24 protein-coding genes are annotated in these 24,976 nt (G+C 54.5%); 1 reads left to right on the top strand and 23 read right to left on the bottom strand.

Features of this window, described 5'->3' with window-relative positions:
- Positions 1-6 precede the first annotated feature (6 nt).
- From L2W58_RS02285 to ppsA, 22 genes are all read right to left on the bottom strand, one after another.
- Positions 7-1,620, bottom strand: coding sequence for a flagellar hook-length control protein FliK (locus L2W58_RS02285; RefSeq protein ID WP_236101398.1), 1,614 nt, complete (start codon positions 1,618-1,620; stop codon positions 7-9).
- Positions 1,621-1,631: 11 nt separating this feature from the next.
- Positions 1,632-2,303: a MotE family protein gene (locus L2W58_RS02280; RefSeq protein WP_236101397.1), complete on the bottom strand. Its 672-nt coding sequence runs from the start codon at positions 2,301-2,303 to the stop codon at positions 1,632-1,634.
- Positions 2,304-2,315: 12 nt separating this feature from the next.
- Positions 2,316-2,927, bottom strand: a complete 612-nt coding sequence (locus tag L2W58_RS13135; protein WP_274705042.1) for a lytic transglycosylase domain-containing protein — start codon at positions 2,925-2,927, stop codon at positions 2,316-2,318.
- A 22-nt stretch (positions 2,928-2,949) separates the two neighbouring features.
- The gene (locus tag L2W58_RS02270) at positions 2,950-3,399 is read right to left on the bottom strand and encodes a flagellar export protein FliJ (RefSeq protein WP_236101396.1); all 450 of its coding nucleotides are present in this window, start codon (positions 3,397-3,399) and stop codon (positions 2,950-2,952) included.
- Positions 3,396-4,742 (bottom strand): flagellar protein export ATPase FliI, encoded by a 1,347-nt coding sequence (gene fliI / locus L2W58_RS02265; RefSeq protein WP_236101395.1) that lies wholly within the window; start codon positions 4,740-4,742, stop codon positions 3,396-3,398. Before fliI ends, L2W58_RS02270 begins: the two co-directional genes overlap by 4 nt.
- Positions 4,726-5,589, bottom strand: coding sequence for a FliH/SctL family protein (locus tag L2W58_RS02260; protein ID WP_236101394.1), 864 nt, complete (start codon positions 5,587-5,589; stop codon positions 4,726-4,728). Before L2W58_RS02260 ends, fliI begins: the two co-directional genes overlap by 17 nt.
- The gene (fliG, locus tag L2W58_RS02255; RefSeq protein WP_236101393.1) at positions 5,582-6,601 is read right to left on the bottom strand and encodes a flagellar motor switch protein FliG; all 1,020 of its coding nucleotides are present in this window, start codon (positions 6,599-6,601) and stop codon (positions 5,582-5,584) included. The genes L2W58_RS02260 and fliG overlap by 8 nt, the downstream gene beginning before the upstream one ends.
- Positions 6,602-6,623: 22 nt before the next feature.
- Positions 6,624-8,195 carry a flagellar basal-body MS-ring/collar protein FliF gene (gene fliF, locus L2W58_RS02250; RefSeq protein WP_236101392.1) on the bottom strand — a complete coding sequence of 524 codons (1,572 nt, stop codon included), beginning with the start codon at positions 8,193-8,195 and terminating at the stop codon, positions 6,624-6,626.
- A gap of 9 nt (positions 8,196-8,204) precedes the next feature.
- Positions 8,205-8,513 (bottom strand): flagellar hook-basal body complex protein FliE, encoded by a 309-nt coding sequence (fliE, locus tag L2W58_RS02245; protein WP_236101391.1) that lies wholly within the window; start codon positions 8,511-8,513, stop codon positions 8,205-8,207.
- A gap of 173 nt (positions 8,514-8,686) precedes the next feature.
- The gene (locus L2W58_RS02240) at positions 8,687-8,992 is read right to left on the bottom strand and encodes a hypothetical protein (RefSeq protein WP_005658988.1); all 306 of its coding nucleotides are present in this window, start codon (positions 8,990-8,992) and stop codon (positions 8,687-8,689) included.
- Positions 8,993-9,105: 113 nt separating this feature from the next.
- A complete protein-coding gene (gene htpG / locus L2W58_RS02235) occupies positions 9,106-10,980 on the bottom strand; it encodes a molecular chaperone HtpG (protein WP_236101390.1) in 1,875 nt (624 codons plus the stop codon).
- A gap of 36 nt (positions 10,981-11,016) precedes the next feature.
- Positions 11,017-11,652, bottom strand: coding sequence for a transglycosylase SLT domain-containing protein (locus L2W58_RS02230; protein ID WP_236101389.1), 636 nt, complete (start codon positions 11,650-11,652; stop codon positions 11,017-11,019).
- A 115-nt stretch (positions 11,653-11,767) separates the two neighbouring features.
- On the bottom strand, positions 11,768-12,190 hold the full coding sequence (gene flgC / locus L2W58_RS02225) for a flagellar basal body rod protein FlgC (RefSeq protein WP_236101388.1): 423 nt from the start codon (positions 12,188-12,190) through the stop codon (positions 11,768-11,770).
- Positions 12,191-12,200: 10 nt separating this feature from the next.
- On the bottom strand, positions 12,201-12,596 hold the full coding sequence (gene flgB, locus L2W58_RS02220) for a flagellar basal body rod protein FlgB (protein WP_236101387.1): 396 nt from the start codon (positions 12,594-12,596) through the stop codon (positions 12,201-12,203).
- Positions 12,597-12,615: 19 nt separating this feature from the next.
- Complete coding sequence (codY, locus tag L2W58_RS02215; RefSeq protein WP_236101386.1) at positions 12,616-13,437, bottom strand: GTP-sensing pleiotropic transcriptional regulator CodY; 822 nt, start codon at positions 13,435-13,437, stop codon at positions 12,616-12,618.
- A gap of 60 nt (positions 13,438-13,497) precedes the next feature.
- Complete coding sequence (hslU, locus tag L2W58_RS02210; protein ID WP_236101385.1) at positions 13,498-14,922, bottom strand: ATP-dependent protease ATPase subunit HslU; 1,425 nt, start codon at positions 14,920-14,922, stop codon at positions 13,498-13,500.
- A complete protein-coding gene (gene hslV / locus L2W58_RS02205; protein WP_236101384.1) occupies positions 14,922-15,449 on the bottom strand; it encodes an ATP-dependent protease subunit HslV in 528 nt (175 codons plus the stop codon). Before hslV ends, hslU begins: the two co-directional genes overlap by 1 nt.
- Positions 15,450-16,337, bottom strand: a complete 888-nt coding sequence (locus tag L2W58_RS02200) for a tyrosine recombinase XerC (RefSeq protein ID WP_255700336.1) — start codon at positions 16,335-16,337, stop codon at positions 15,450-15,452.
- 182 nt (positions 16,338-16,519) lie between these two features.
- Positions 16,520-17,860 carry a methylenetetrahydrofolate--tRNA-(uracil(54)-C(5))-methyltransferase (FADH(2)-oxidizing) TrmFO gene (gene trmFO, locus L2W58_RS02195; RefSeq protein WP_236101383.1) on the bottom strand — a complete coding sequence of 447 codons (1,341 nt, stop codon included), beginning with the start codon at positions 17,858-17,860 and terminating at the stop codon, positions 16,520-16,522.
- Entirely contained in the window at positions 17,860-19,989 is a 2,130-nt protein-coding gene (topA, locus tag L2W58_RS02190; RefSeq protein ID WP_236101382.1) for a type I DNA topoisomerase, read from the bottom strand. The genes trmFO and topA overlap by 1 nt, the downstream gene beginning before the upstream one ends.
- 15 nt (positions 19,990-20,004) lie before the next feature.
- A complete protein-coding gene (locus L2W58_RS02185) occupies positions 20,005-20,271 on the bottom strand; it encodes a hypothetical protein (protein ID WP_236101381.1) in 267 nt (88 codons plus the stop codon).
- Positions 20,272-20,417: 146 nt separating this feature from the next.
- Positions 20,418-22,802, bottom strand: a complete 2,385-nt coding sequence (ppsA, locus tag L2W58_RS02180; protein ID WP_236101380.1) for a phosphoenolpyruvate synthase — start codon at positions 22,800-22,802, stop codon at positions 20,418-20,420.
- A gap of 200 nt (positions 22,803-23,002) precedes the next feature.
- Between ppsA and L2W58_RS02175 the strand changes: the two genes are divergently transcribed.
- Positions 23,003-24,133: a PucR family transcriptional regulator gene (locus L2W58_RS02175; RefSeq protein WP_236101379.1), complete on the top strand. Its 1,131-nt coding sequence runs from the start codon at positions 23,003-23,005 to the stop codon at positions 24,131-24,133.
- A 5-nt stretch (positions 24,134-24,138) separates the two neighbouring features.
- Here the strand turns inward: L2W58_RS02175 and L2W58_RS02170 are convergent, their stop codons facing one another.
- Positions 24,139-24,963: a pyruvate, water dikinase regulatory protein gene (locus L2W58_RS02170; protein ID WP_236101378.1), complete on the bottom strand. Its 825-nt coding sequence runs from the start codon at positions 24,961-24,963 to the stop codon at positions 24,139-24,141.
- Between the last annotated feature and the right edge of the window lie 13 nt (positions 24,964-24,976).

The raw sequence follows: 24,976 nt of genomic DNA, 5'->3' as shown, positions 1-24,976 counted from the left end.
CACCTCCTAAGCCATCCAAACGAGAAGCCCTTGTTCTAGGTCTATCCTAGCGACCGAGGCATCCTCTTCCGAACCGTCGAGCGATTCGCCGTCGTCGAGACCGCGATTTCCCGCGGACTCTCCGTTCCACTGCTGTCTTTGTCCGTCACCGCTTCTTACATCCACACTCATGCCGGATAGGGATATTCCCTGCTCCGCAAGCAGGTCTTGAAGAAGAGGCATCTGGGTCCTGATCATATCCCTGACGGCCACGTTATCGACCTTCATGGACGCCTCCATGCCGCCGGGAACCACATGAAGCTCTATCTCAACCCTGCCCATCGCAGGAGGCTCGACCACGACCTGGGCCTTGGTCTCTCCGTTCGCCTGCATAAAACGTATTATATTTGTTATACCCTGGGGCAACGCCGGAGCGCCTCTTTGAGGCAAGACCTCCACGGGGGCCTCTTTTCCTGCCCTCAATCCGATCGAGTCGATCAAGGACCCCAGAGAGGCTCCCAGACCGTCCTTCGGGGAAGAATCCTTGTCGGTGGTCTCCCTACCGGAAAGTTCAGGAGAGTTGGCGGGCAGAGGGACCTTGACTTTTTCCGACGAGACCTCTTCCGAAGCGGACTGCGCCGTCTCCGACGAGGGGACCTTTTGCGAGACGTCCAGGAAAGACGATCTCCCTTCTTTTAAAGGAACGGAGGAGGCCACCACATCGTCAGCCGTCTCGGAGATACGGATATCGACTCCCTCTTTTTGGATCAGATCCGCCAGAAAGAGAAGCCCTTCCTTGCGCAGATCAGCCTCATCGGCTCTCTCTAAGAGAGCATCGCCTCCAGCATCCTCATCGACATCGAGAAATAGGGAGAAAGACCCGACCACCGAGCGATCCTCGTCAAGTTCCTCGTCGATGGCTAACGTGAGGGCAAAATAAGGGGAATTTCCGGATATACTGAGAGATTCTCCCTCCATTTTAACCTCAAGCCCCAGTCTCTCCGAAAGTTCCGAAAGGGAAGGACTGCCATCTTCGGACAGATCGAAATCCCCTAAAAGAGACTCGACCTCTTTCCAGTCGATATCTCCGCCTGATGATTTCATCAAGGCTCGAAGTTTTCCGATGGCACCGTTCGATTCGGAGGAAAAGGTGCCGCTGACCTCCCCGTCGCCAAGAAGGGCTTTTTCTAGAAGGCCTGACAGCCATTTCGAGATTCCCCCGCCCTCGGTTGCTCCCATGTAGGAGGACTCGAAACCCGATGGGTCGACGGACCCGTTTATAGAGTTCGAATCTACGGGATCGGTGCAGACCAGGGCATCGGGCTGTTGCCCCTCCGGGACCATGTTCATGAAGCTGGGGATCGAAAGCCTGGACGAGGAGGAGAGTCCTCCCTCCACGTATCCCAGGACATCGCCGGCTTCCTCTGCCTCCTCATCTGGCGCGTGTTTCGTGGCGGAGGGGGCATTTTCTTTAGACTCGGCCCCGGCTTTTTTACCGGCCGACTCCGATCCGGAGTCGGAAAGAAGGGCTTCGAACAGGCTTTTCCCGTCTTTTTTCTCAAGAGGCTCGGATCCGCTACGAACGGAAGAGACGGAAATGCCTTTAGAGGCGTTTATCGTAAAGTCACAACCTATAAGCATGGCAACACCACCTACCGTTTTTTTGAAGCCAGCTGTTCCGTCAGCCACGCCGCTTTCGCCGCGTCCATGCGGCCAAGTATCTTAGCACTGTCGTCTTCCGGCAGAGATCTGAGTATCTTCACAGCCAGGGCCGGATCCAGGCTCTCGACTATCTTCGCCGCTCTACGGGCCGATATCTCCTGATAGGTGCGAACGACCCTCTCGAAGTCGGCTTTTTCAAGCTCCGAAAGTTCTTTCTCCGATTCAGGGCTCTGATCCATCGAGATTATCCGAGCCTCGTCTATCTCTATTCGGTCTCTCCTGGCCGAGAGATCCGACGAAAGGGCAACCAACCTTCGCTCCAACTCGTCGAGAGAGAGCTCTTTTTCAGCCAGGCGGTCCTCCCACAGGCGAAGTTCGTACCGCCGCCGCTCCTCCACCGTCATGGTATAGACCTCCGGAACCTCCAGAAGATCCGAGAGCCGATCTCCCACGTAGGGAAGCTTTGGCACTATGGAATATAAAAGAGGCCTGGCGTCCCAGACCCCGCTGAACTGAAGTCCTATCGCCGCTCCTGCCACTCCGACGAGCAGAAACAAGAGGAGCATGAATCTGCGAAGCCCCTTTGAAGCGGTTTTTTTCTTTTCCTTCCGCTTCTCGTTCCCCTCGTCTATGGGATCCTGCACGTTTCTATCTTCAGCCATATCGGACCTCCGTTATCCTCTGTAGAGTCCCAACACCTTACGTACGTAGTTTTCCGTTTCCCTAAAGGGCGGTATCCCTCCGTAGGAGTCCACCCTTCCGGGACCTGCGTTGTAGGCTGCGAGGGTTTTTTCGAGGTCTCCACTGTATTTTTCGGACAGCTGGGACAGATACTTGACGCCTCCCTCGATGTTCTGAACCGGATCGTCTGGGTCGACACCCAGCATTTTAGCGGTGCCGGGCATAAGCTGCATGAGCCCTACGGCCCCTTTCGGAGAGACCGCATCGGGACGCCAGGCCGATTCCACCGAGATAACCGAGTGTACGAGCTTTTCGTCGACGCCGTAGCGTCGGGCTATCTCGGAGGCTGTATCCTTGAGGGATTCTCCGGCGGAGGCCACCATGCTTCTGACTATGCTTCCAGCCCCGGAAAGTCCGTCCTCTCGAAGATTAGAGCTTTCTTTATCCTCCGGTTCGACAGCCCTATTGCCCTCAGCTTCCTTTAGGGCGGAATCGAAGTCTACTGGCGACTGGGATATTTCGATTCCCATCTTGCGACGAAGGTGCCCTATACGCTCCATAACCTCGCGGATTCCCTGGAAATCCGGTCCCGATATATGTCTCATTTTCAGCCCTCCTCGGACGATCTCAGTTCCCGCTCCTGCGATGGTGAAGCATTCCGGCTATCTCGTCTATCGACATCTGTTCTTTCCTCTGACATTCCTTTTCCCATTGAAGTTCCATCTGTAAAAGATAGGTCTCCACCTTACGAACGTCCCTGTGTCTCTCCAGCAACGCGGCCTCTACGGCCTCCATCTTTTTTCTCAAGCTGAGGACCTTTACTATTCCCTCTTTGATATGGTCCTCAGTCCTGGAGATGTCCTCGCTGCCGATACGAAGATCCTCTATGGTGACGTTTCCACTGGCTATGTTTTCGAATCGACGCATATATTCCAGTTTTTCGTTTCTCAATTCTCTAAGATGCTCCAAGAAGGTTTTTTCCTGTTTTTTAAGCTCCGCCAGTTCTTTTATGACCAGGTCCCTTGCGGTCTCCTTGGCCTTCAAGATCTTCCGGAACCGATCTATTCTGTCCTTCAACGGCCGGTCATTCCCTGAGAGGCTATGGAAGCGATGATCCCCACCGTTTCATCGAAGGAGGAGGCCTCTCCGATTCCCTGACGAAGAAAGGCTTCTACATCTCCCAAGTTATCCAGAGCCCAGTCCGCTCGAGGATTGGACCCTTTATGATAGGCACCTATCGAGATAAGGTCCTCCGCCTCGGCGTATCTGGCCAGGACTTCTCTGACCCTTCCGGCCCCGTCTAGGTGTCCCTTATCGATTATGGAGGGCATTACACGGCTGACGCTGTTGAGGATGTCTATGCAGGGATAGAAGTTTCTGGCCGCTATCTTTCGAGATAGGACCACGTGTCCATCCAGAATCCCTCTGACCGAGTCGGCTACGGGCTCGTTCATATCGTCCCCTTCTACCAGAACGGTGTATATGCCGGTTATGCTTCCCTTGGTTCCTGCACCGGCCCTCTCCAGTAGTCTGGGAAGAAGGGCGAAGACTGAGGGCGTGTATCCTCTGGTAGCGGGAGGCTCTCCCACCGCCAGTCCAACCTCCCTCTGAGCGTATGCCACCCTGGTAACCGAGTCCATCATCAAGAGCACGTCCTTGCCCTGATCTCTAAAATACTCGGCGACGGCAGTGGCGGTAAAGGCCGCTTTGAGTCTGACAAGCGGAGGCTGGTCCGAGGTGGCCACGACTAGTACCGATCTCTTTAGTCCTTCCGGCCCCAGATCTCTCTCTATGAATTCCCGGACCTCTCGACCACGCTCTCCTACCAAACCTATAACGTTTATCTCCGCCTCGGTGTTTCGGGCCATCATGCCTAGAAGGGTGCTTTTACCGACTCCCGATCCAGCGAAAATGCCTATTCGCTGTCCTCTGCCGAGGGTCAGAACGCCATCGACCGCCCTGACTCCAACGGGTAGAGGCTCCGATATGGTCTGTCTCCTTAAAGGATGGGGAGGGGTTGCGTAAAGAGGGTAGAATTCGCTGGAACCGACCGGACCCTTTTCGTCCATGGGGCGTCCCAGTCCATCGAGAATCCTCCCCAACAAACCGGGACCTACGTTGACTCCCAATGGGCGTCCCATAGAGACGACCTCGCATCCCGGGCCGATGTCCCGCAGCTCCCCAAGAGGCATCAGAAGAACCCGGTCCTCTCGAAAGCCTACGACCTCGGCCTCCAGGTTTTTTTGCCCCTTTCTAAACCTGATATCGCAGAGGTCACCGACCCGGACATCCGGCCCCTTGGACTCGACCACTAATCCTACGACTTTCGCGACCCGTCCGTTAACTCTGACCAGGTCCCTCTGGGACAGCCTGGAGTCGAGGGAATCCAGAAGGTGTCTGAAATCAACGGTCTTCGTCATTGGCCATTCCCTCCGTCAGGACTCCCTCGACCTCCACTCCGATCTGCTCCAGTTGGGTGCGCCATCTAGCGTCGTATATGCCGAGGCCGGTCTCGACTATGCAGCTTCCCTTGTCGACCTCGTCGTCGGCCATGAACTCTATGTTACGGATCCCCCGCATGAGATCTCCGAAGTTGCCCTTCTGAGACTCTATCAGGTCCAGGTCGTCCGGATTCAGGTAGACTCTGAGATCCTCCTTTTCGCTTGCCCTGGACAACAGCCCCTTTAGAAGGCGAAGAGCCGCCTCCTGGTCGAAGGCGACCTCCCTGACCAGAAGACGCGACAGAACCTTTTGCCAGAGTCGGACCAATCGGTAGGGATTGGCCGCAAGAAGTTCCTCCAGGTTGCCCTCTATCTGCCGGTGAACTTCGTTCAGGAGCTCGATGGCCCCGGAAAGTTTTTTCTCCATCTCGGATCTTATCTCGGCTTCGAGTTCCAATCGTCCTTCCGTAAGCCCCTTCTCTTTTCCCTCGGCAAACCCCTTAGCCCTGCCCTCTTCGCAGGCTTTTTTCCCATCCTCCTCGATCTTGGCTCGAAGCTCGGCCGTCTCTTTTTCCCTTGAGGCCTCTCTTTCATCCCATTGGTCCTGAAGAGATCGGCAACTCTCCTCGGAAGCCCGAAGACGAGCCTCAAGATCCTCGCAGACAGAACGCCAACGCGCCTCCTCCAGCTCAAGGGTCTCTGCCTCTTCACTGACTTCCGATTCGAGCTCGGAGTTTTCAGGTTCTACAGGAGCCATTCCTATCCGAACCGCCTCAGGCACAAGCCGGACGGCACGGATAAGACGGCGACGAGAGGAATCAGACAATCAGCTCTTCCTCCCCGCCTCTTGCTATGACGATCTCGCCAGCGTCCTCCAGGGCTCGAACGACGTTGACGATCTTCTGCTGGGCTTCCTCCACATCCCTCACACGGACGGGACCCATGTACTGCATATCTTCGGTGAGCATGTCGGCAGCTCTCTGAGACATATTTTTGGTGAACTTGGTCTTGAGATCCTCCGTAGCACCCTTGAGGGCAAGTCCGAGGTCTTTCATCTCCACCTCGCGAAGCACCCTCTGGATGGAGCGATCGTCCAGTCCGGAGATGTCCTCGAAGACGAACAGACGGCGTTTGATCTCCTCCGCCAGCTCCGGATCGTTTTCCTCCAGGTTCTCCATGATGTTTCTCTCCGTTCCGCGATCGACACGGTTGATGATCTCCACCACCGAGTCGATGCCCCCTGCCATGGTGAAGTCCTGGCCGATGATGGTGCTGAACTTCCTCTCCAACACTCTCTCCACCTCCCGAAGAACCTCCGGCGTTATACGGTCCATCTTGGCGACCCTCTTGGTGACCTCAGCCTGCATGCTGGCAGAGAGTCGGCCTATTACGGCGGCGGCCTGTTCCGGAGTTAGGTAGGACAAAATGAGAGCTATCGTCTGAGGATGTTCGCCCTGTATAAAGCTTATCAACTGCTGAGGATCGCTGTGGCGCATAAAGTCGAAGGGGCGGACCTGAAGGCTGGCAGTGATCCTGGTGAGAAGGCTTTGAGCCCTTTCTGGACCGAGGGCCTTTTCGAGGACTTCCCTGGCATAGTCGACGCCTCCCTGGGCCATGTATTCACGGGCCAGTATGATTTCCTGGGCATCCTTCAGGACGGCCAACCTCTGTTCTGAGGTGACCTTTCTGAGATTGGCTATTTCCAGTGTAAGTACCTCTATGCTGGTCTCGTCCAGATTCTTATAGGTCCTGGCGGCTACTTCGTTGCCAAGGGTAACCATCAGGATGGCTCCCTTTTGCTTCCCCTTAAGCTGCCTGGAGGACATATCCTTCGTCATTTTCAGACACCCTTTCGATCGATCAGTCCTCGACTATCCATTCGCGTATAAAGGCCGCAAAATCTTCCGGATTGTTCAGCGCATAGTTTCGAATCTGTTCCTCCAAAACGGCTAGCTCTCCCTGGGCCTCCAGAGATCCCGGAGAGGAGAGAAGATCCTGAAGGCTGGGGACCTGTCCGGCATCCTCCGCTCTTCTTGCCGCGTCGAGGGCCTTTTTCCTACGACGTCTGCGATACCACAGAAAAAGAGCTATAGCCAACAGCAGAAGCAGAAGACCCAACAAGGTAACTGCGGCGATTATCCTTTGCCGTCTCTCGGCGGCCAGCTGTTCGGCCATGCGGTCCGCCAGAGTAGTGGAGAATTTCATCGACTGGATAGCGATCTGGTCGCCTCTGCCGGAATCAAAACCGATGGCGGGAGCCACCAAAGCCCGAATATCTCCCAGTTGCTCGTCCGAAAGGTCGCCGTCCACCAGGACGGAGGCGGTGAGACGCCTTATGGAACCGGGGGTCTCAACGTTCTCAGATTCGTGAGTCGTTATCTCGTAGTTGGTTACCGTGTCCGTCTTGTTGTACTCTCCTACTCCTCCCGCACCGGTGTCTATGGCATAACCGGGAATATTGGTAGTTGTTCCCGGAGCTCCCCCGGTCGGGCCGCCAGGACCGACGTAGCTCTCTTCGGTGTTTTGCTCGCTTCGGACTACGCCCTTACCTGTCGGGCCAGGGATGTACTGAGTAGAGGCGTTTCTCTTTTTGTCCAAGTCAAGATCGACCTTTATACGGACCACTACGCTTCCGGGACCGAAGACCCGTTCCAGCATGGCTCGGACCTTTCGCTCCATTTCCTTTTCCTGTTGTCTTTCAAGCTCTCGCTGAACCGAGGAGACTGTTCGCCCCGCTCCGTCAGTGTAGATGAACATATCGTCCTCAATGAGATCCGACAAAACATTCCCATCGGTGTCCACCACGGTCACGTCGTCCGGCTGCAGGCCCTCCACACTGTGGCTGACGAGGTGGACGATCGCCTTTATCTGCTCCGGGTTTATCGAGGCCCCTTGATGTATGCGGACCAGGACAGAGGCGGTAGCGGGCTGTTGCTGCTCCAGAAAGAGATGGGGCTGAGGAATTACGATGTTTATCTTGGCATATTCCACACTGTCAATCTGGGCCACCGTCCTGGCCAGCTCGCCCTCCAGCGCTCTGACGTAGGTTATTTTTTGCTGAAACTCACTCATACCCATCTGGACATCGTCGAAGATCTCGTACCCTTTTACCCCGCCCTTGGGCAATCCGGCCCTGGCCAGTTCAAGCCGGACCTCATACACGTGTTCCTTCGGCAGAAGTATGGCACTCGCTCCGGGATCGAGTCTGTAGGGGATCTTGTTTTCCTTAAGATAAGCCACTATAGAGGCCTCGTCCTGAATTTCAAGTCCGGAGAACAGAGGCTCCCAGGACTCCCTACCGGAAAGGATGACCAGTGCTATCAAGCCAAAGAAGACAAGCGACACTATTCCCACCAGAGTGGCCTTTTGCCACCTCTGGAGGGAGGACCAAAGAAGCCCTATTTTGTTTTTTATCTCTGAAAGACGTTCCATATCAAACTATCATACTGCCATTCTGCTCAGTTGCTGATAGGCATCGACCAGTTTGTCCCTGACCCTAACCAACAGCTGAAAGGCGAGAGATGCCTTCTCCACCGAGAGAGTAACCTCCGATACGTCGTCAACGTCGCCCAGAGACAACTTCTGGACCATGGCACTCGAGTCCATCTGAAGTTCGTTCACTCCGACAACCGCTTCCTTCAGCGAATCCTCGAAGGAACGTGCCGGAGCGACGGCTTCTCGGCTTTTGAAGACGTCACCTACATCGCTGCTGCCATGCATCCTGTAAAAATCTATGCGAATGCCGTCCACGATTCACACTCCTCCTCAAATCTGAAAAAATCCAACTGGCTTATTTTACCATGAGATTAGGTACGCTTCAGGGAGTTCAGTCCCTTACTATCTCAAGTATAATGGGTCTTTCGCCTCATAGATAGAGATAAAAAAAGCCGCCAATAAGGCGGCTACAAAGCACAAAAGGAATATCAAAGCTGATTGAGAACTTGGACTTTTTTAACCAAAACGTAGATTCGACCGCTTCCCAAAGAAGACCTAAGCTCTCCAGCAACCCATATGGGGGTATTCTCCTCCTGAGCTTCCAGCCAACGAATTATCTCAGGATCGAAAGCCCTCATCCTGAGATAGTCGACTCTGTCGCTTCCGTCCATGTCACGGTATTCCCTCTTCAGGGAGAACTCGAAGTAAGAACCCAAACGGTTCTCTCCTCTGGTGTCCCCCTTTACAAAGTGGAGAACCCCCGAAAGGTATATGTCGTTGACTAATCTTTCCATCCCTTTTCCTCCTCGAATTTCGTCATGACTAGCTTATATTTTCGCCCTTCGGCGTCCTCTTCTTGAGACCAAGATATCACACAAGGGGTATCGCGGGCAAATGGGAACCCCGGTTAGTTCAGGGCTTTCTCCATGACAACGCTCAACTGACGGCCGAATTCGGCGGGATCCTTGAGGGTTCCCCCTTCCGCCAGGACGGCCTGCCCGTAGAGAACGGAGCAGAACGGTCTAAGCGACTCCTCGTCCCCCTTCTCCAACATGGAGACCATGCTCTTAAGAACGCGATGATCCGGGTTGATCTCAAGCACCCTCTTGACCTCCGGCACATCCTGTCCCATGGCCTTCATAATCCTCTCCATCTGAGGGGTCATGTCGTCCTCGTCACCGACGAGGCAGGCAGGAGAGGACGTGAGCCTAGAGGATACCCTGACGTCTTTTATCTCCTCTTTTAGGCTATCTTTGATGAAGTCGATCAACCCTCCCAGGTCTTCCCTGGTTTCGTCGTTTGCTCCGTCATCCGAAGCCCTAGCCACGGAGCGAAGCTCCTTTTCCCGGAACGAGGCTCCCTGAACCCACATCTCGTCTGCCGGATCGGCCAGAAGAAGCACCTCCTCTCCTCTCTCCAGAAGAGATTCAAGATGAGGAGATTTCCTTAGGACCTCGACGGATGGGCCTGTTATGTAGTGGATGACGTCCTGCCCCTGTGGCATACGGTCCACATATTCGTCCAACGTCGTGAGTTTTTCCGATGCGGTGGACGAGAAGAGACAGATTTTCTTTACCGTCTCCTCCTCTCCTTCGCCCTGGATGAGCCCTTCTTTGAGGACCACCCCGAACTCGCCCCAGAACTTAAGGTACTTATCTCTGTCTTCTTTAAGCATCTTTTTCAGGGTCTGAAGGGTCTTCCTCGCCACGCTTTTACGGATCAGCCTGACCTGCCGGTCTTGCTGGAGAATCTCCCTGGAGATGTTGAGAGAGAGATCCTCCGAGTCGACGACTCCCTTTACGAAACGAAGGTATCCCGGCAGGATTTCATCGCAATCGTCCATGATGAAGACCCTCTTGACATAGAGGCCGATCCCTTTTCGACCTTCCCTCATAAACATGTCGTAAGGGGCCTTAGGAGGGATGAAGAGGATACCGTGCATCTCGTTTACACCCTCGGTGGAGAAGACTACCCTCGCCAGAGGATCCTGCCAGTCGTGGGCGACGTGACGGTAAAACTGTCGGTATTCTTCGTCGGTGACCTCGTCCTCCTGGCGCATCCAAAGGGCTTTCATGGAGTTTAAAGTCTCGTCCTCCAGGACCTTGCCGTTATCGTCCTTGGGTTTCTCGACCTGCATTTTTATGGGATATGAGACGAAATCCGAGTAGGTTCGAACTATCTCACGGATAACCCATTCGGAGGTGTAATCCTTCATCCCGTTGTCCGGATCGGATTCTTTTAGATGAAGGGTGACCGTGGTCCCAGGAATGGGGCGTTCCGCCTCCTCTAGCGTGTAGGTTCCGTCCCCGGAGGACTCCCAGCGCCAGGCCTTTTCCGATCCGGCCTTACGGGTTAGGAGAGTTACCCTGTCGGCCACCATGAATGCGGAGTAAAATCCAACTCCGAACTGGCCTATGAGCATCTCGGCAGCGTCGCCTTCCCTTTTTTCCTTCAGCCTGTCCAGAAATTCCTTCGTTCCGGACTTGGCTATGGTGCCTATGTAGGACACGATCTCGTCTTTGTCCATCCCTATTCCGTTATCCGAAACGGACAGGTTGCGATCCTGCTCATCCCTGACTATGCGGATGAAGGGATCCTTGGCACATTCGCTAAGGCCGTGGTCCGTCAGGGATTCCAGGTGAAGCTTGTCCAGCGCATCCGATGCGTTGGAGATGAGCTCTCGCAAAAAAATGTCCTTGTTCGAGTAAACCGAGTAGATCATCATGTCCAGTATCTGCTTGGCTTCGGTCTCAAAACTGTGGGTCTCTTTTACGGTACTCATCCCGATTTCCTCCTTATTGCGTGATCATCGCTTTTTTTATTTTGAGACCGCGGTAAGGTTCCGCCGCATGGTCCCCCTATATGACATTATCTTCGAGACATATCTGCTGCTACTGGCACCGAGATATCTGTGCAGGGCTTTCTCTACGTTGCCTCCCGCACTCTTGAGATAGTTGGAGAATATCCAGGTCCCTACCAATATGTTGTTCCTGGGAGACATCAGGCTTTCGGTGTTCTTTATCCAAGGAAAGGTTCGAGCTATAGATTTACGATGAACTTTCCAGTATATCTGCATAAGCCCGTAGGCGTAGCGAGATCTGGCTCTGGGACGGACCCTGGATTCCTTGACTATCATCCCGGCGATCAATGTGGGGTCGTTTATCCCGTATTTATCGCATGCCTCTATTACGTAACCGGCGTATTCTAACGCGTTCGCCCAAGAGACCTCCCCGTTATAGTGTCTGAAGCCCTTCGCTATGGCTCTGCGAAGCCCTTCCTTCGACGACGCCTCTTCCTCCTGAGTCTTGAACTGAGGGGATGAACGATACTGATCTCTTATGTATTCGTCCAGAATTTTGGTCTTTTCCATATGAGACGTGGCCCATCCCGCAGTCGAAGAATACAGGAGGACGCAAAGGGCCAGTAAAACGGCCGATCTTATTCGATGAATCATACATATCACTCTCCGTGTTTTTGATATTTCCAAGGCATCGATTTTACAGGACCTTTTCCTAAGGGGCAAGGAGAAGAAAAGAGGCCCCTAAAGGGGCCCCTCGAAGAGTCCATCGTTATCCCTTGAGAATATCCAGAGCGCCGGACCACATACTCTTGGCCGAGGTGGTGACGGCCAGGTTGGCCTCGTAGGCCCTGCTGGCCACCATCATATCCGCCATTTCCCTGACCACGCTGACGTTTGGCATAGCTACATAGCCTTCCTGATCGGCATCGGGATGATCGGGCTGATAGACCAGCCTGGGAGCGGTGGTGGTGTCCTTGGCAATCTCGACCACCTTTACTCCGCCCTTGACCTTGCCGTCTTCTCCAATCTCGTCCAGTATCTGCTGAAATACCGGGACTCTCCTGACGTAAGGGCCACCTTCCGGCGTTCTGGAAGAGTTGACGTTGGCCAGGTTCTGAGAGATGGTATCCATCCAGAGTCTATGGGCGGTAAGCGAGCTCGCCGCTACGTCTATCGACTTGAAAACTCTCATTTTATCTCTCCTATCCTCCCATGGCCGTCTTGTAACCCGATACCTTCTTGGAAACCAGTTGGGTCATAGCATCGTAACCCATCTTAGTCTCCGCCATCTTAGCCATCTCGATCTCGGGATCGACGTTGTTTCTGTCCAGACGATAGAGCTGGTCGGGAATTCGGTCCTCTCTGGGAGTAACCTCCTCAACCGATCTGGCGTGAGTGCTCATATGCTTCGGGTCGGTGGTCGCCATGGGCAACCTTTTAGGCCCGTTGATGATATCGTCCAGCTGATCCTCGAAGGAGACCTCTCTCCTGGCGTAGCCGGGAGTGTTGGTATTGGCAAGGTTTTGGCCTACGGAACGAAATCTATGAGCCAGCCCCTGAAGATCTTTTTCCATCACCTTCCAGGTTAAATCGAACACGGCGCCACCTCCGTTTGCTTTACTCTCCGATTTCCATCCCCAGCTCCTCAATGAAGAGGGGGCTCAATATCTTGATGAACGTACCTTTCATGCCGAGGCTCCTGCTCTCTATTATACCGGCACTTTCAAGTTTTCGCAGAGCATTTACTATAACGCTTCTGGTAACTCCGACTCTATCTGCCACCTTGCTGGCGATGACAACGCCCTCGAAGGCATTGAGTTCCTTGATTATGTGCTTAATAGACTCTACCTCGGAGTAGGAGAGAGCCCTCATGGCCATCTGTACGACCAGACGCTCCCTGGCACGCTCCTCGATTATCTTGGTCCTCTCGTGAAGGATCTCTATGCCGACCAAAGTGGCGAGATATTCGGCCAAGACAAAGTCCTTTGTCCTGAAGGTCTCGGCGAAGCGGACCAGCATCAAGGTTCCCAGTCTCTCGGCTGCACCGTAGATGGGAACGAAAAGGGCGTCTTTCTCCGGCTCGGAGCTCTTCTCCTCGGGATCGTCGAACATATAGGCGTCGGATTTGCTCATGAGGCTTTCCCTCTGCTGATTAAGCCTCTCGATAAAACTCTCCGGCATATACCCGGTCTCCAGGAAGGACGCGATGGCCTCGGAGTGGTACTCACTTACCCAGGAATGGCCCAGTATCTGCCCATCTCGACTGAGGATGTAGACGTTAGCCGTGGAAAACTCCCCTAAAAGCCTGGCCAACTTGCTGTAGTCCGGCTTTGTACCCTCTCTGCGGCTCTGAAGAGCCCTTCCGACCAACCTGGTCTTTTCAAGCAGATCCTGCATCTCCTCAGAGTTGGAGACTATGTTGTCATTTACCTTTTCCATCAAAAAACCCTCCTTAAATTATTACCGTTCAAAAACGGAGCTACGTCGAACATACAAAGCTTAAAGCAGGTAACGTCTGACGTCGCTGTCTTTCACCAGTGGTTCCAGACGGTCTTTTACGAAAGATCCATCTACGGTGAAGGTCTCCCCCTTGCGCTCGGGGGCCTCGAAACTTATATCCTCCAGGAGCTGTTCGACCATTGTGTGAAGTCTTCTGGCTCCGATGTTCTCCATCTCCAGATTCATCCTCTCGGCAAGGGAGGCGATCTCTCGGACCCCCTCGTCCTCGAAGACGAGCGATACTCCCTCTGTCTTCAGAAGTGCTTCGTATTGCTCTATGAGGCTATGTTTGGGCTCGGTAAGTATCCTGGCCAGCTGTGTTTTGTCCAGAGCCTCCAGCTCCACCCTTATGGGGAAGCGGCCCTGAAGCTCCGGCACCAAATCGGACGGTTTGCTCTGATGAAAGGCCCCGGCGGCTATGAACAGGACGTGATCGGTAGACACCTGGCCGTGCTTCGTCTGGACCGTACATCCCTCGACGACCGGAAGCAAATCTCTCTGAACTCCGTCTCGGCTGACGTCGTGGCCACCTCCGCCGCTGCCCTTGGAGACTATTTTATCTATCTCGTCGACGAAGATTATTCCCTCTTCCTGGGCTTTTTCCATCCCCATTCTGGTCGCGGCCTCCACATCTATGAGCTTCTCCGCTTCCTCGTTCTGGAGGACTCTGAGGGCATCTTTTACCTTCATCGTCTTTCGCTTTTTTTTCTTGGGCATCAGGCCACCCAGCATCTCACCGAGGTTTATGCCCATTTCGTCCATTCCGGCTCCGCCCATTATTGGAATTCCCATTTGGGGGGATTCCTGGATCTCTATCTCGACCTCGCGGTCGTCCAGTTTCCCCTGGGCAAGCAGGTCCAGAAGCTTGGCACGGGTGGACTGACGCATCCTGTCCTCCTCGGGCGTCTCCTGCTCCTCTTCCTGGGAGTCGTCCTCTCCGCTCATCCCCTTGATGACGCTCATGAAGGTGGGCATGCCTCCGGAACGGCTTTTCCTGCCGGGAACCAGGAAATCGACCACCCTATCCCTGGCTCTTTCCATGGCGGGAGTCTGAACGTCCTCGAGCATTCTCTTCTTGACCATCTGAATGGCCGTCTCCACCAGGTCACGGACCATGGACTCGACGTCCCGTCCGACATATCCAACCTCGGTGAATTTGGTGGCCTCCACCTTGACGAAGGGCGCGTTTACCAGCTCGGCCAACCGCCTGGCGATCTCCGTCTTCCCTACTCCGGTAGGGCCTACCATGAGTATGTTCTTAGGGGCGACTTCCTTGGCCAGTTCGGGATCGAGCATCCTCCTGCGGAAACGGTTCCTCAATGCGATGGCCACCGCCCTTTTGGCTTTATCCTGTCCGACTATGTAGCGGTCCAGGTAGCTGACTATGGCGGAGGGCACCAAGGTGGATCCGTCCTCTACGAACATTACAGCACCTCCATGGAAATTACGTCATCGGTATAAATGCAGATGCTTGAGGCTATCTCTAGAGATTTCCTGGCTATTTTATCGACATCCCAGCCGCTGCATTCTATATATGCCCTGGCCGCGGCTAGAGCGTAGGCCGACCCGGAGCCAATGGCCGCCGCATCGTGCTCCGGCTCTATGATGTCGCCGGCTCCAGACAGGAGGATGGTGTGAGACCTGTCGGCAACCAACATCATGGCCTCCAGACGACGCAGCATACGATCCGTACGCCACTGCTTTCCCAGCTCGACGGCGGCTCTCATGAGATTTCCTCCGTGTTCCTCGAGTTTTTTCTCGAAAAGTTCGAGCAAGGTCATGGCGTCGGCGGTGGACCCGGCGAAACCGGCCAATACAGTTCCGCCATGAAGACGGCGGACCTTTACCGTGTTGGATTTTATTATCTGGTTTCCCAAGGTCATCTGACCGTCTCCGGCCATGGCGACCTTGTCTCCCTGCCTGACGCAGAGGATAGTGGTTCCTTCGAACATTTAAGCGTCACCTCCAGCCCTAGGATGGGCCGATTCATAGCTTTTCTTGAGATGCTGAGCGGTTATCCTGAGGTATCTCTGTGTAGTTGTGAGATGTTCATGTCCCAGGAGTTCCTGTACCACCCTCAGGGAGGCTCCTCCCTCCAGCAAATGGGTGGCGAAACTGTGTCTGAGAGAGTGGGGGGTAACCCCGTCCACTCCGGCCTTGGCGGCGGCGGCAACGACTACTCTGTGTACCGTTCGGACCGTCAGACATCCCCCTTTTTTGCCCGGAAAGACGTATTCGTCTCCCGGCATGGACAGGGCCCTGAGTCCCGTAAGTGCTCTCTGAGCCATGGACCCAAAGGGAACCGCTCTTTCCTTGGATCCCTTTCCCATGACCTTAAGCCACCGTTCCTCTATCTCCACGTCTTCCCAACGAACCGAGACAACCTCAGCCACCCTGAGGCCGCACCCGTACAGCAGCTCTATCAGAGCGCCGTTTCGCAAACCATATTCGTCGTTATCGTAGGCACAGTCGATCATCCTGGAGACCTGCTCGACCGACATCGCCCTGGGAAGTCGATCGGACCTTCTGGGGCCTCTGACCCTGCCGGACGGGTCCTTCTCTATGGCTCTCTCCTCAAGCAGGTACTTCATCAGGCTTTTTATGGCAGACAGTTTGCGTCCCACAGAAGCGGGAGCGAAGCCATAGCCGGAAAGGGATCTGATGAAGGCCCGGATCTCCTCGGTGATTATGTCGGAAACATCCGAAACTCCCTGTGTCTCCAGGAATTCGGCGAATTGCGCCAAATCGACTCCGTAATTTGTAATCGTATGTTCTGATAGACCTGATGTGTTCATACGATCTAGAAATCCGTCTATAGCGGAATATATCTGAAGACTCATTTGGCTATTTTACCATCTCCTCGAAGAAACAACACCAAGTTTTCAAAAGACACAGAAAAAGAGGGCTCTTGCCCTCTTCCATAGATCCAAGGGATCCGTTTAATGGCATAAAAGGATACCACAAAACAGCACAATTGGAAATATTGCCCTTAAAAATCCATCAGGTGAAACTAAATCGGCATCTACCCCTCGGGCCAGAGTTTTTTCCACCTGGGATCGGCAATAAAATCGTCCATACGGTCTCGGGCCCTGAGGGCTACTCTACGGCATCGCTCGGGCTTCAGTTTTATTCTCTCTCCCAACGAGGGGAATATGCCCAAATTGACGTTGGTAGGCTGAAAACGCTTTACAGTGTCGTCCGAAAGTCGGTTCAACAAGGCCCCTATGGCGGTCTCCACAGGCCATTCAGGAAGGGGAAGCTTCATGTCCGACGACAGGAGATTTAGCGCCGCAACCATACCCATGGCAACGCTCTCGACGTATCCCTCCACCCCGGATATCTGTCCCGCAAGGTAGATATCCTCGGCACCACCCTTGAAACGGAGGTATCCGTCCAGGACCTTGGGAGCGTTGACGTATATGTTTCTGTGCATAACTCCCTTGCGGACGAACTCGACGTTTTCCAACCCCGGAATGAGCCGAAAGACTCTGTCCTGCTCCCCCCACTTCAGGTTGGTCTGGAAACCGACTATGTTGTAGACCGAACCGTCTCTATTGTCCTGCCGGAGCTGTACCACCGCGAAGAAGCGCTCTCCCGTAACGGGATGCTCCAGCCCTACCGGTCGCAGGGGGCCGAAACACAGGGTATCGGGACCCCTTTCCGCCAGGGCCTCTACGGGCATACACCCCTCGAAGTACTTTATCGTGCTCTCGAAGTCGTGACGGGGAGCTCTCTCTGCCTCCAGAAGGGCCTTGTGAAAAGCGCGATACTGCTCCTCGTCCATAGGACAGTTTATGTAGTCTCCGCCCTCTTCCTCGGAGTATCTGTCTTTTCTGTAGGCTATGGTCATATCTATGGTGTCAGACAGCACCAGAGGCGCTACCGCGTCGTAAAAAAAGAGGGAGTCTTCTCCCGCCAGCTCTCCTATGGATCTAGCCAAGGGCTCGGAGGTAAGGGGACCGGTGGCCAATATCGCCGGACCTTCCGGAACTTCTTTGACCTCCCGTCGTTCCACCTGTATTAGAGGGTGGGATAGCAGCTTATCCGTCACGGAAGCGGCAAAGCCATCTCTATCGACCGCAAGAGCCTTCCCAGCAGGAACGGAGTTTTCGTCCGCAATCTTCATGATCAGGCTACCCAAGGTCCTAAGTTCGGATTTAAGTATGCCTGCCGGGGTCGTTTCGGTATCCCCTCCCAGGGAGTTGCTGCACACCAGCTCGGAGAAGAGGTCGGTCTTATGGGCCGGGGAGGGAACCTGAGGTCTCATCTCCACGAGAGTGACAGGTACGCCTCTCTTCGCGATCTGCCAGGCCGCCTCGGAGCCGGCCAAGCCGGCACCTACGACCGTTACCCTTCCTGACATCACTCGATCCCCTTATGGCCGCATTGGGTACATACGGGAGTACGGGATCTGCCCTTGTATTCCATAAGTTCCCCACATTCGGGACATCTCTCGGCGGCTGGTTTGTTCCAGGAGACGAAATCACAGTCGGGATATCTGGAACAGCCGTAGAAGATCCTCCCCTTCTTGCTCTTCCTCTGGACCACCTCTCCGCCCTCTCCGGAGCCGCATTTAGGACAGGGAACCCCGATTTTCTTCAGGATAGGCCTGGTGTACTTGCATTCCGGGTAGCCGCTGCAGGCTATGAATTCGCCGAAACGTCCTCTTTTCTTCACCAGAGGTTTGCCGCATTCGGGACAGTCCTCGCCGATGAATTCCGGCGGAGGCGGCGGAACCCTTGGGGCTTTTTCCGCTTCGGATATGGCCCTCGTAAAGGGTTCCCAGAACTGGGACACGACATCGACCCAGTCTCTTTCGTTTTCCTCAACCAGGTCCAGAGACTCCTCCATGGTGGCTGTGAACCCGGAGTTGACTATCGGCGATACGCTGTCACCGTCGAAATGGTCGAGTAGGAAACCGTCCACCGAACGTCCCAATACCGTGGGGACCAGGTGTTTTTCCTCGTCTTTTTCGACGTAGGCCCTATCGTACAGGGTTTCGACTATGGAGGCGTAGGTAGATGGTCTGCCTACTCCCTCATCCTCCAGTGTCTTTATGAGACTTGCCTCGGTGAAACGTGCGGGAGGCTTGGTCTCTTTTCTCTCCTGATCCACTCCGTCGACCGAGAGAATCTCGCCTTCGACGGCGGGAGAGACTATGTCGTCCTTGGTCTCTATGGGCCAGACGACACCCCAGCCCTCGAAACGGACGACAGCTCCCTTCTGCTTGAGACCGTAGGGCCCCGAGGCTGCCTCAACCGTCGAGTTGTCTATCTTGGCAGGAGCCATCTGACAGGCCACGGTTCGACGCCAGATGAGGTCGTAGAGACGATACTGTTCTGGAGTGAGCTCCGACTTTATGTTCTCCGGTTTAAGGGATATGTCGGTGGGACGGATGGCCTCGTGGGCATCCTGAGATCTTCCTTTGGAGGAAAAGAAGTTTGCCTTTTCCGGAAGGTAGTTTTTACCCCATCCATTGGAGATCAGGTTCCTTATGGAGTCTATGGCCTCGGGAGCCAGTCTGAGGCTGTCGGTTCTCATGTAGGTGATGAGACCCGTAAGCCCTCTGCCATGTATGTTTATGCCCTCAAACAGGGACTGGGCCACCCTCATGGCTCGACGAGGGGAGAAGCCAAGCCTCCTCGCGGCCTCCTGTTGTAGGGTACTGGTCTTCAAAGGGGCAGGGGCTTTTCTTTTTCCCTCTCTGGTCGTGAAGGAGGTGACTGTTATGCCCTCTCTCTTTACGGTATCGACTATCTCCTGGGCTCTTTCGGCGCTGTCGATCTTCATCGGGCGCCCCTTTACCATGAGGGTCTTCCCGTCTTTTTTCTCGACTTTCAGACGATAACTACGACCGTCCTCCGAGCTTCCGTCGACCTCCACTATCCAGTAGGGCTGAGGTTCGAAGGTCTCTATCTCCTTTTCTCTACGGCAAAGTATGGTCAAGGCCACAGACTGAACCCTTCCGGCGGAAAGGCCGTATCTTATCTTTTTCCACAGAAGCGGACTGAGGGTATACCCCACCAGACGGTCCAATACCCTTCTGGCCTGTTGGGCGTTGACCTTGGCCATGTCGATAGGCTCCGGATCGTCCAGGGCCCGAACCACCGCGTCCTTCGTTATCTGATGGACCCTTATACGGCATTCCGATTCGGGATCTATATCCATCAGACCGGCCAGGTGCCAGGCTATAGCCTCCCCCTCTCTATCGGGGTCGGAGGCCAGAAGAACCTTACGACTCTTGGAAGCCAAGGAAACCAGTTCCTTCTTGATCTTGGCCTTTCCCTTGACCAATATGTATTCCGGCTGAAAGTTGGAGTCTACATCTATGGCCAGACGACTTTTAGGAAGATCCATGATGTGCCCCACGCTGGCCTTTACGGTGTAGCCCGGACCAAGCATCTTCGTGAGGGTTTTTGCCTTCGTGGGGGACTCTACCACCACCAAAACCGTACCGGTATCGCTTTTAGTTTTTTTCTTAGCGTTAGCCATCCGTCGCCTCCTCTCTCAACAGATCCAGGAAGGGGCCCCGTCGTTTTTACGGATAGCCCATTCAGGTCCTTGACATATGTCTATGAAAAAAGTGTCCACGAATGCGCTAAATATCTCGGCGTCGACGGGACGATGATGACTTCTGCCGAAAGCTACCGCCTCGTCGATGGCTTTTTCAACGACCTCGGAGGGGACGTCCTTACAGGCAAGATATCGATAGACCATGGTCTGAGCGTCCATATCCAAGAACCATCGTTCCACGTCGTGTAGCGTTCTAGTCACTGGCATCAATTCCTCGCTTGAAAATATATGAAACGACCGACATTGTACCCTCACCGGCGAAGTTGTCAACCGAAAGACGTCAAAATCGAGGACGAGTATCTCCCGAAACAGGAGTCTCGCCCTCGATTTTATAGACTATTCAGAGCCTAACGGTCAAGCCCTGTCAGCCCTCTTATTCCGTTCAATATGAGTCTCTGCTCCACTCCGGCGACCAGTTTCCTGGTGTAGGCCACCGTGTCGGGGTTGACGCTCATGCTGTCTATGCCGGATCTAACGAGGAACTCGGCAAAGTCGGGATATAAGGACGGTCCCTGACCGCAGATTGAACAGGTGATGTCGTGACGATGGGCCGCCTCTATCAGTGTCTTTATCGCCCTGGTGACGGAGATGTTCCTCTCGTCGAAGTAGCCCATGGTGTTCAGTATACACGAGTCCCTGTCGACTCCCATGACCAGCTGGGTGAGGTCGTTGCTGCCTATGCTGAAGCCGTCCACCATCTGGGCGAACTCGTCGGCTGCGAATACTACCGCAGGGACCTCGGCCATGATCCAGAGCTTGAAGGATTTGTTTCGGACCAGGCCCTCGGAGGCCAATATCTCCTTGACCCTCTCCAGCTCCCAGGTAGTCCTGACGAAGGGCAGCATAACCCAGACGTTTATGAGGCCGTATTCGTCTCTTACCTTCTTGATGGCACGACACTCCAGCCGGAAGCCCTCCTCGTATTCGTCGGAGATGTAGCGGGAGACCCCTCGCCAGCCTATCATTGGGTTGTTCTCCACCGGCTCGACCTCCTCCCCTCCCTTGAGGCCGCGGAACTCGTTGGTCCTGAAGTCGCTGAGACGGACAACCACGGGACGGGGATATACCGCCTGGGCGACGGCAGTAACGGATTCGGACATCTCGTGTATGAGTTTGTCCCCTTCGCCATTTTTGACCATGTACATGGGATGCACTCCCAGGCTGTTGAATATGAACTCGGTCCTCATGAGCCCTATACCGTCGAACGGAAGGTTTTTATATTTATTCACCACCGACGAGTCGCCGAGGTTCATGTATATCTTGGTTCCCGTCACGGGAGCCAGATCGTAGACCATGTCCCTGCTGTAGGACGGGGCGGCCCCAGGGACCAAAGGAGAGTGTTTATCCTCGTCGGAGGACAGAGAGACAGCTCCGTCGTAGACCACGCCTCTGGTGGCGTCCACAGTGACCACCGCTCCCTCGGAAAGCCGGGAGGATCCGTCCTTGGATCCCACTATACAGGGGATGCCCAACTCCCTGGAGACTATTGCGGCGTGGCAGGTTCGTCCCCCCTCGTCGGTCACGACAGCGGCGGCCCTCTTCATGGCCGGAACCATGTCGGGATTCGTCATGGTGGTAACCATTATCTGTCCGTCTACGACTCTGTCTATCTCGTCGAGGGTCTTAACCACCACCACAGTTCCCGAAGCTATGCCCGGAGAGGCTGCCAAGCCTCTGACCAAAACCTTGAGCGCCTTTTTATCCTCCACGGTCTTCCCCTCCTCGTTTGCCTTGGACTCGTCCAAGAGGGTGGTGATAGGGCGAGCCTGAAGTATATAGAGCCGCGACGTTTCTCCGTCGAAGGCCCATTCTATGTCCATAGGGGCACCGTATATCTCTTCTATTCTCCGTGCCGCGGATCCCAGGGCCCTTATTTCCTCCGCTCCCAGACACTGTTTGTCCACGAACTGAGGCCCCAGAAAGTCGGCTACCGGAACGGAGACCGTACCCTGCTCCGATTTCTTCTCCGCCACCATGGTCCTCTTCTCAGCTACGTTGACGTCCATGAGGGCCAGATCCCTCTTGTCCAGTATGTACTCGTCGGGAGTCACCATTCCCGAGACGACCGCCTCTCCTAGCCCCCAACTGGCTTCTATCATTATCTGAGAACGACTGTTGGTCACGGGGTTGGCTGTAAACATTACTCCGGATCTCTCGCTGGAGACCATCTTCTGGACCACGGCGCTGAGGGCTACCTGAAAATGATCGTATCCCTGTCGTTGTCTGTAATAGGTCGCCCTGGCGGTCCAGAGAGAGGCCCAGCAGCGCCTGACATGGGCCACGACAGAGTCGGCCCCTATCACGTGAAGATAGGTATCCTGTTGTCCGGCAAAGGACGCGTCGGGCAGATCCTCGGCGGTCGCGGAGCTACGGACCGCCACCCTCGGATCGTTCAGATCGATCGACTCGGAAAGCTCTCTGTAGGCGGTGCGTATCTCCGCCTCCATATCCACCGGTATAGGAGACTCCTCTATGAGTCTTCTGACCGAATCGCAGGCTCTGGACAGATCGATAGAGCTTTCCACGTCTACCGAGCCGACGGCTTCCCGTATCTTTCCCTCTATTCCGGCTCCTTTGATAAAGTCGACGTAGGCCTGGGCGGTTACACAGAAACCGGGAGGCACGTCCACACCGTTTACGGTCAGCTCCCCTAGGTTAGCGCCCTTTCCCCCGACCAAGGCGACGTCGTCTTTGCCTATTTCGTCGAACCATCTCACGTATCTGTAAGCCATTGAAGATCTCCTCCCCGGTATCCATAACGAACTTGCCCTATTATGCCCCGAAAAAACGGGCGATACGTGGTATTATTTGACACAAATAGCGGCATAAATCTATGGCATAGACACACTGAAGCATTATATTCAATCTTTATTATGAAATAAAACAAGCAAAAGAGGTTTGTGCTGTATAAACGGGGAGGGAGTTTACTGACATGGACCCTCTACACGGCGAGGGCAACCCGGCATCTGTATTCATGAGGTTCATAGAGGAGAGGAAGGGAGTCGAGGAGACCGTCCGGATCCTGGGGGAGTTTCTGGGCAACGTGGCTTTCTGGGAAAACGACACGGGAAATCTACACATGGCGGCAAAGTCGGGCCAGTTCATATCCCAGGTCAAGGAGATGCCCCTCCACGAGCTTATAGCTATATACCCTCACGGAACAGTCGAGGACAAGGGGGAGAGGCTGGGCTACGTTCTTTACTACAGGGAGGATGGGTCGGATCCAATCGGGGAATCCCAGATTCTCCGGTTCGGGACCACGGCTCTGAGGCTGGCTATAGAGGAAAGAAAGGGTAGATCGGAAGAGAGCCATCAGATGAAGGGCGACCTTGTCAGGGATATCCTGGCAAAGAACAAAAGGCTGGCCGAGAGATCCCTGAGAAAGGCTGCCGAAAGGGGAACGGGGATCAATGGCCCACTGCTCGTCCTCGTGGCGGAGTTCGACGGAGGCAAAAAAGCCTCGGAGCCGGTATATCTCCTGTCTCGCTGGCTTCAATCCCGTTTTCCCTCGGCTTTGCAGGGAACGGTAATGGACGATCTGGTCTTGCTTCTGCCGATAAAGGAGAAAGAGTGGAGGAACGACCTGGAATCGGTCCTCTCGGAGTTTCTTTCAAAGCAAAAGTACAGAGAGGAGTTCTCCATAGGGGTAGGTTCCGTGGTAGACAACGCGGTGGAAGCGTGGAAAAGCCACGAGGAGGCGATGGAGGCCATCGTCCTGGGAGGCCGCCTCGGCAAGGGACCGATATCCTTCTGGCAGGACATGGAGGTATACGACGTGCTCAGGAGCCTTCCCCCGACGGCTAAGAACACGAAGTTCATAAATCGCTACATGAACGTGATCCGAAAGGACAAGGACGCAAGAGAGACTTTAAGGTCCCTGGTCCGATCCGGCTGGCATCTGAAGACCGCCGCAGCTGACCTTAATATACACTACAACACCCTTAGATACCGTCAGGACAGGATATGGGAGATCTTGGGCATAGACGGCCAAGACCCTATGGCCAAGCTCAACCTGACCCTCGCATGTCTGATGGACGAGATAAGAGAGGACATGGGGCCTTAGGTGATTCAGGAGTTGCTTCCTATAAAATCCAGAACCTCCTGGGCGGTCTCCTCGATGGCTCTGCCTGTTACGTCGAATACGGTAGCATCGACCCTGTTCATGATCGATCGGGCATAGACGAGCTCTTTTTCGACCCGCTCTCTCTGGGCGTAAGAGGCTTTCTCCGGGTCCAGGCCGAGCATCTGCAGCCTTTCTCTTCGAATCTGCATCAGAGCGTTGGGATCTATAACCAAGCCCACTATGCGGCCTCTAGGTATCTGAAAAAGCTGCTCAGGAGGATCCAGCTCCGGGACCAGGGGGATGTTGCCGGTACGATAGCCTTTGTTGGCGAGATACATGGATAGAGGGGTCTTGCAGGTTCTGGAGACCCCCAGTATGACCAAGTCGGCCTCTCCCAGAAGGTGGGGATTGCTCCCGTCGTCGCAGGTGATCGAGTATTCTATGGCCTTAACCCTCTTGAAGTAGGCCTCGTCCATCTGATGCATCAGCCCCGGTTCCTCGAGCGGCGAAACTCCCAGATGAGACGAAAAGGCATCCATGAGAGGTCCGAATATATCTACGACCTCGACACCGTATCTCTGGGCTTCCCTTCGAAAACAGGCTCTTATCTTATGTTCTACGAGAGTACAGACTATCACTGCTCCGGATTCTTTAGCCAACTCACAGACCTGACGAGCCATGTCCGGCTCCTTCAGGTAACGATAGCGGGTGAATTTTATCCTCTTGTCAGGAAACTGCCTAGCAGCGGCCAAGGCCACGCTGTGGGCGGTCTCCCCGGTAAAGTCGGATATTACGAATATATTGAGGTCCTGTCCTTCTTCGGAAAGCACGAGAAACCACCTC

This window comes from Dethiosulfovibrio faecalis, from assembly GCF_021568795.1.
In the GTDB taxonomy this organism is placed as follows: domain Bacteria; phylum Synergistota; class Synergistia; order Synergistales; family Dethiosulfovibrionaceae; genus Dethiosulfovibrio; species Dethiosulfovibrio faecalis.
Note: the sequence above shows the minus strand (reverse complement) of the source record. Positions and strands in the feature narration are given on the sequence as shown.